This is a genomic window from Alloacidobacterium sp. (assembly GCF_035631355.1).
In the GTDB taxonomy this organism is placed as follows: Bacteria; Acidobacteriota; Terriglobia; order Terriglobales; family Acidobacteriaceae; genus Alloacidobacterium.
The window spans coordinates 59,707-66,804 of sequence record NZ_DASQIX010000090.1 but is presented as its reverse complement, the minus strand read 5'-3'; the positions used below and the strand labels follow the sequence as shown (position 1 = coordinate 66,804).

The following is a 7,098-nucleotide window of genomic DNA, read 5'->3' as shown; positions in this document are numbered from 1 at the left end:
GGACGCGGCGGACGTGGTCCTCTCGCTGGACGCGGATTTCCTCTCCGGCTCGCTGTATCCGGGTTTCCATCGGCTGGCGAAGGACTACGCCAACAAGCGCCGGTTTGAAGGCACGACGGAGATGAACCGCCTCTATACCGTCGAGAGCTGGACAACGACAACCGGCCTCAAAGCCGAGCACCGGCTGGCGTTGCGGGCAAGCGATATCGCTCCCTTTGCAGATGCGCTTGCGGGCACGCTCGGGTCAGGAAGTGCAAGCTACAACGGATCGGATGACGCGAAGAAGTTTCTGGCGGCTGTAGCGAAGGACCTGAAGGCAAATGCCGGCAAGTGCGTCGTCATTCCCGGCGAGCACCAATCACCGTCCGTCCATTTGGCTGCCATTGCCATCAATCAGGCGCTGGGCAACGTTGGCAAGACAGTCGTCTACACAGAGACGGTGAATCCACTGCCCACCATCCAGAACGATGATCTGAAGTCGCTGGTCGCCGACATGAACGCGGGCAAGGTGGACTGGCTGGTCATTCTCGACAGCAATCCGGTTTACGCGACGCCCGCCGACCTGAAATTTGAAGAGGCGCTGGGCAAGGTCAAGACCATTGTCCATCTCGGTTCGCACGTCAACGAGACGACCCCCCATGCGCACTGGCATATCAATAGCGCGCACTATCTCGAAAGCTGGTCGGATGCGCGTGCCTACGATGGCACTGTTTCGATCGTGCAGCCCATGATCGAGCCCCTCTACGGCGGACACACGGCGCACGAGATTGTCCAGGCCATGCTCGACAATCCCGACATGTCGGCCTACGACGCAGTCCGCGAGAACTGGCGGCAGCAGCTTTCTGCCAAGGGCGACTTTGAATATAACTGGCGCAAAGTCCTGCACGACGGATGGATTGCCGACACCGCATTCCAGCCCAAGAGCAGTGGAGAAAGCAAGGCTTCCTCGGAAGGCGGGCATAACCAATTTGGCGATCTTCCTGGAACGGCCAGAACCAGTTCGAATGGAAGCGGAACTGATACGCTCGAAATTGTCTTCCGCCCCGACTACAACCTCTACGACGGCCGCTACGCCAACGTAGGCTGGCTGCAGGAACTGCCGCGTCCGGTGACGAACCTCTCGTGGGACAATGCGGCGTTGATGAGCTACGCCACTCTGGTCAAGAACGGCCTCGCGGAGCATGACATTGTTGAAATCAGCGCGAACGGCCTCAAAGTTACGGCTCCGGTTCTTGCTGTTCCCGGCCACCCGGACAACTCGATAACCCTGACCCTAGGGCAGGGCCGCAGCCGCGCAGGCCGCGTGGGCAGCGGTTATGGATTTAACGCGTACGCCGTCCGCAGCTCCGATGCGCCTTTGTTCACCAGCGCAAGCCTGCGCAGGACCGGCGAAACGTACGAATTCGCGGTCACCAAGAGCCATTACATTGACCACCGCGCCATCTCGCATGGCGGCGATGGCAGCGGGACACACTCGCTTGAAGGAAATGAGGCCGTGGATCGCGGCATTGTCCGCTACGCCACGCTCGAAGAGTTCAAGCAGAATCCTAACTTCGCGCACGAAGGCCTGGGTAAGGACGTCCCCGACACCACGACCAGCATGTTCCCGGCCTATCGCTATGACAAGAACGCCTGGGGCATGTCGATCGACATGAACTCGTGCGTTGGTTGCAACGCCTGCGTCCTGAGCTGCTACGCGGAAAACAATATCGCTGTTGTCGGGAAACATCAGGTGCAGGTCGGGCGCAACATGCAGTGGCTGCGCATTGACACTTATTTTGAAGGTGATCTGTCGGCGCCGCGCGCGCACCTTCAGCCCATGACCTGCCAGCAGTGCGAGAATGCCCCGTGCGAGCAGGTGTGCCCAGTTGGCGCGACGGTGCACTCGCCCGAGGGCCTCAACGTGATGGTCTATAACCGCTGCGTGGGCACCCGCTACTGCTCGAACAACTGCCCATACAAGGTGCGCCGCTTCAACTTCCTGCTCTTCTCCGATTATGAAACCGAAAGCCTGAAGCTGATGCGCAACCCCGACGTCACTGTCCGCAGCCGCGGCGTGATGGAAAAGTGCAGCTACTGCATCCAACGCATCAACGCTGCCAAGATCGAGGCGGACAAGGAAAACCGTGAGATCCGCGACGGTGAAATTGTCACCGCCTGTCAGCAGGCCTGCCCGACCAACGCAATCGTCTTTGGCAACATTAATGACCGGTCGAGCAGGGTCCGCAAGCTTAAGGAGCAGACGCGCAGTTATGGCGTGCTCGAAGACATCAACACGCGACCCCGCACCACTTACATTGCGGAAGTATTGAACCTGAACCCTGAACTGGCCGAAGCGTAGGCCCCTTGGAACGGTGAACTGGAAACGGTTAAGAGGTTGAACGGAATATGGCAACCAGAGATGTACCAGTAAACGATCCGATGCTGGATCCGATCACTGGGGAACGCCGGGTGATAGCGCCCGGGCACACTTTCAAGTCGATTACCGAGAAGCTCGCGGGCATCGTGCTGACCAGCCATACGCCTCTGGGCTGGTGGGGCGGGTTCATGATCGCAGGCGGCGGGGTCGCGCTGCTTACGGTCGCCGTCACCTGGCTCTTTTTGAAGGGCGTCGGCATTTGGGCCATTACCATCCCGGTAGCCTGGGGCTTCGCCATCATCAACTTTGTGTGGTGGATCGGTATCGGCCATGCCGGAACGCTGATCTCAGCCATTCTGCTGCTCTTCAAGCAAAGCTGGCGCAACTCCATCAACCGCTTTGCCGAGGCGATGACCATCTTCGCCGTGGTCTGCGCCGCCATGTTCCCGGTGATTCACACAGGCCGTCCATGGCTGGGGTATTGGCTCTTCCCGTTGCCGTTCACCATGAACGTGTGGCCGCAGTTCCGCTCGCCGCTGCTGTGGGACGTCTTCGCGGTCTCGACATACGCCATCATCTCGGTCGTGTTCTGGTACATGGGCATGATCCCCGATCTGGCGACGCTGCGCGACAACGCGAAGTCAAAGTTCGGGCAATTTTTCTACGGCATGATCTCGCTCGGCTGGCGCGGCTCGGTGCGGCACTGGGTCCGCTATGAGACGGCTTCGCTACTGCTGGCCGGTCTCTCTACGCCGCTCGTGCTCTCCGTGCACTCGGTCATCAGCTTCGATTTTGCTGTAGCACTCCTGCCCGGCTGGCATACGACCATCTTCCCGCCTTACTTCGTCGCCGGCGCGGTTTATTCGGGCTTCGCGATGGTCATTACGCTGGCCGTTCCGATCCGCAAGTTCTACCACCTCGAAGACATCGTCACCATCCGCCACCTCGACAACATGGGCAAGGTCATGCTGGTGACCGGCCTCATCGTCGCCTATGGCTACTTCATGGAAGCTTTCATGTCGTGGTATTCGGCCAGCCACTGGGAATACTTCATGATATGGAACCGCATGTTCGGGCCGATGGGCTGGGCGTACTGGACGCTCATCACCTGCAATATCGCCCTGCCGCAACTGATGTGGATCCGCAAGTTCCGGTCAAATGTCCTGCTCATGTTCATCATGTCCTTCATCGTGAATACGGGCATGTGGTTTGAGCGCTTCGTCATCATCGTCATCAGCCTGACGCGCGACTATCTGCCATCTTCCTGGGGCACATACAATCCCACCCGCTGGGACTATGCGACCTTTATCGGAACGCTGGGTCTGTTCACGTTTCTCTTCTTCCTCTTTATCCGCCTGCTGCCCATGATTCCCATGTCTGAGCTGCGTATCCTGCTGCCGCAGGCAAGAATCCACCCCAAAGACGAATTGCTGCCGGAGGCTGGTGACTAATGAAAGTCCAGGAAGGAACCTACGGACTGCTGGCCGAGTTTGAAACGCCGAGCGACCTGGTGCGCGCCGCGCAGGCCGCCTACGATTCAGGCTACCGGCGCATGGACTGCTACACGCCGTACCCCATTGAGGAAGCGGCGGCGGCGATCGGTTTCCATCGCGATAACGTGTCACTGATCTGCCTCATCGGCGGACTGCTTGGCCTTGTGGCCATGTTCGGGCTTGAGACGTGGATCTCGGTCTGGGCCTACCCCATCAACTCCGCTGGTCGCCCGTTCTACTCCTGGCCAGCGTTCGTCGTGCCCGCGTATGAATGGACGATTCTCTATTCCGGCCTTTCAGCGTTCTTCGGAATGCTCGCCGCCAATGGGCTCCCGCAGGTCTACCATCCGCTGTTCAATGCGCCGAATTTCCGCGGCGGCGCAACATCGGACAAGTTCTTCCTTTGCCTGGAATCGACTGACCCGAAGTTTGATGTGACCGAATCGCGGGCGTTTCTCGAAGGCTGTAAGCCGGCCTCCATTGTGGAGGTGGAGTATTAAGACGATGAGTCAAATCCGCAAGACGGCCTTGTCTCTTGGCGCATTTGCCGCAGTCGCACTGCTGGCCGGTTGCCGCCAGGACATGCACAATGAGCCGAAATTTATTCCCCAGCGCGGCACCGATTTCTTTGCCGATGGGCGCTCCGTGCGGCCCCAGGTGGACCACACGGTGGCGCGCGGGCAACTGGATCAGAACGAATATTTTTATACCGGCCTGCTGAACGGCAAGGAGCAGGATGCGATGCCCTTTCCGGCCACGATGACCGTGCTTGAGCATGGGCAGGAGCGCTACAACATCTACTGCACGCCATGCCACTCGCGCGTGGGCAACGGCGATGGCATGATCGTGCAACGCGGCTACAAACCTGCCGGCAACTACCACGATTCGAAGCGCCTCTCGGAACCTCTGAGCCACTACTTCTATGTCATGACCAACGGCTACGGCGCCATGCCGGATTATTCGGAAGAATTGACGCCTGCCGATCGCTGGTCGATTGCCGCTTACATCCGTGCGCTGCAGTTAAGTCAGAACGCGAAAGAGTCGGATGTCCCAACAGGCGAGAAAGTCCAGAACCTGACCGACATAGCCGAGCAGCAGGGATTGCCAGCGAGCTTTGCCGGGCCGTGGCCCATCGCCCAGAACACCAATGTGCAGGCGTTGCCGACAGTGGGAGAGGCGGCCGGCGCTCCGGCGGAAAACCCAAAAACTCCAACACTGACGCCCCAGCCTGCTACAGCGGCAGGCGCGAAAAAAGGCGAAACGACCGCGCCTGAGACGAAGAAATAAGGACCGGAACGAATGGCACACGATCATCACGCGAAAACATTACCCGCCGACCTTTCGGCGCCCGCCTTTGTCGATGGCTGGCGGCGCAAGGCGCTCATCATCGGCATAGTGTTTTCTGTTCTCGGCGTCATCCTCGGTTTTCTGGCCGGGGACGGCTGGAACCACTTCCTGCGAGCCTGGCTTCTGGGCTTCATGATCTGCTTCGGCTTCTGCTGCGGCGGCATGTGCCTGCTGATGACGCAGTATCTTTCTGGCGGCAAGTGGGGCCTGCTGATACGGCGCCCGCTTGAAGCCATGACACGTACGCTCCCGCTGGTCTTCGCCTATTTCCTGCCAGTCGGGATCTTCGGCGTCACTTTTGGGCAGCTTTATCTGTGGGCCCGCTATCCGGACGCGGAAGCCGCGCTAAAGAACCATCTCGTCACGCCCGAACAGGCGCACGCCATTCTCTGGAAGAAGCCGATGCTCAACCCCACTACCTTCTGGGTGGTGTCGCTGCTGATCTTCGGTAGTTGGGCGCTCTACATATTTCTTCTCAACCGCTGGTCCCTCCAGCGCGATGCTGACACTGCCCCTCATGTGCCTTACTGGCAGGTGAAATTCGAGAACCTGAGCGGCTTTGGTGTCCTGCTCTATACTCTTACGCTGACGGCAGCCTCAATTTACTGGGTCATGTCGCTCGACCCCACATGGTACTCGACGGTTTATGGTCTGCAATATCTTGTCGGCCAGGCCTATGGAACCCTTGCGCTGGCGATTATCACCATCATCGGCCTCTCGAAAGCGCAGCCGATCAAGACTGTTCTTCGCGTAACTGAGCAGCATGATCTCGGCAAGCTTTGCCTCGCCTTTACCATGCTGAATATCTATCTTGCCTTCGCCTCGTTCCTGATTATCTGGTCGGGCAACTCGCCGGAAGAAATTCCCTGGTACCTGGACCGCATTCGCGGCGACTGGGGCGCGGTGGCGACGCTCGATTTCGTCTTTCACTGGTTGCTGCCCTTTACGTTGCTGCTCTCGCGCGACCTCAAACGCATCAAGAGCCGGTTGGTGGTCTGCTGCTGCATCATGATCTTCGCCCGGTGCTGGGACATGTGGTGGCTGATCGAGCCGAACTTCAAGGACGCGGCCCGCAATCTGCACTTCAGCATCGGCATTCTTGAATACGCCGTGGTGCCGGTGGCGCTGATTTCCTTCTGGATGGCGAACTACTTTACAAACCTGAAGACCCGGCCGCTGGTGGTTACCAACGATCCGCACGTGGCAGAGATTCTGGAGCCCGAACATGCAACAGCATAGCGAGCACGAATCGCACGACAAAGATAGTTCCGTTCGGGAAGGCTACGAACTAACCGACGTAAGCGTCCAGGGGATCATCGTCTTCCTGGTGGGCCTGGCGCTGTCGCTCGCCGTCTTCTTCGTCCTCTGCTTCGGCATGGGCAAGGTCATCAACAATGCCCTGCAAAAGCGCGACGGGCCGCCGAACCAGTGGAACCAGGCTAACTTTCCGGTAGGGAAGACCTACCACATCCAATCCGATCCGGCGATTCAGCAGAAACAACTCAATCAGTTGACGCATGCCTTTCCTACGCCGCGTCTACAGGATGATGACGGCAACCTCGACACGGCTGACCTGCACGCCCGCGAAGACCTGCTGCTGGATAACTACAGTTGGCTTGACCGCTCGAAAGGTACGGTCCGTATTCCCATCGAGCGCGCCATGGAACTGATTGCACAGCGCGGCCTGCCGGTTGAGCAGCCGCCGCAGCCGGTTGAACCGCTGATGGCCGGCGACAAGGCTATCTCCATAAAGGCCCCGCTGACAGATGGCTTTGCGCGCACGGCCTATGAGCAGGAACTTCGTGAAAGCAGAACGCCGGGAGAACAGTCCTCGGCCAAAGTGAACAACAACTAGGAGCGGGATCCGGCGGCGTGAAACACCGCCAAAAGCGGACTAGC

6 protein-coding genes are annotated in these 7,098 nt (G+C 59.0%); all 6 read left to right on the top strand.

Features of this window, described 5'->3' with window-relative positions; translation table 11 throughout:
* On the top strand, positions 1-2,341 hold a 2,341-nt coding region (locus VEV40_RS16575), incomplete at its 5' end, for a 4Fe-4S dicluster domain-containing protein (RefSeq protein ID WP_324833923.1).
* A 47-nt stretch (positions 2,342-2,388) separates the two neighbouring features.
* Complete coding sequence (gene nrfD, locus VEV40_RS16570) at positions 2,389-3,810, top strand: NrfD/PsrC family molybdoenzyme membrane anchor subunit (RefSeq protein WP_324833922.1); 1,422 nt, start codon at positions 2,389-2,391, stop codon at positions 3,808-3,810.
* Positions 3,810-4,352: a DUF3341 domain-containing protein gene (locus VEV40_RS16565; protein WP_324833921.1), complete on the top strand. Its 543-nt coding sequence runs from the start codon at positions 3,810-3,812 to the stop codon at positions 4,350-4,352. Before nrfD ends, VEV40_RS16565 begins: the two co-directional genes overlap by 1 nt.
* A gap of 4 nt (positions 4,353-4,356) precedes the next feature.
* On the top strand, positions 4,357-5,139 hold the full coding sequence (locus VEV40_RS16560; RefSeq protein WP_324833919.1) for a cytochrome c: 783 nt from the start codon (positions 4,357-4,359) through the stop codon (positions 5,137-5,139).
* Positions 5,140-5,151: 12 nt separating this feature from the next.
* Positions 5,152-6,438 (top strand): hypothetical protein, encoded by a 1,287-nt coding sequence (locus VEV40_RS16555; RefSeq protein ID WP_324833918.1) that lies wholly within the window; start codon positions 5,152-5,154, stop codon positions 6,436-6,438.
* A complete protein-coding gene (locus VEV40_RS16550; protein ID WP_324833917.1) occupies positions 6,425-7,054 on the top strand; it encodes a hypothetical protein in 630 nt (209 codons plus the stop codon). The genes VEV40_RS16555 and VEV40_RS16550 overlap by 14 nt, the downstream gene beginning before the upstream one ends.
* Positions 7,055-7,098: the final 44 nt, after the last annotated feature.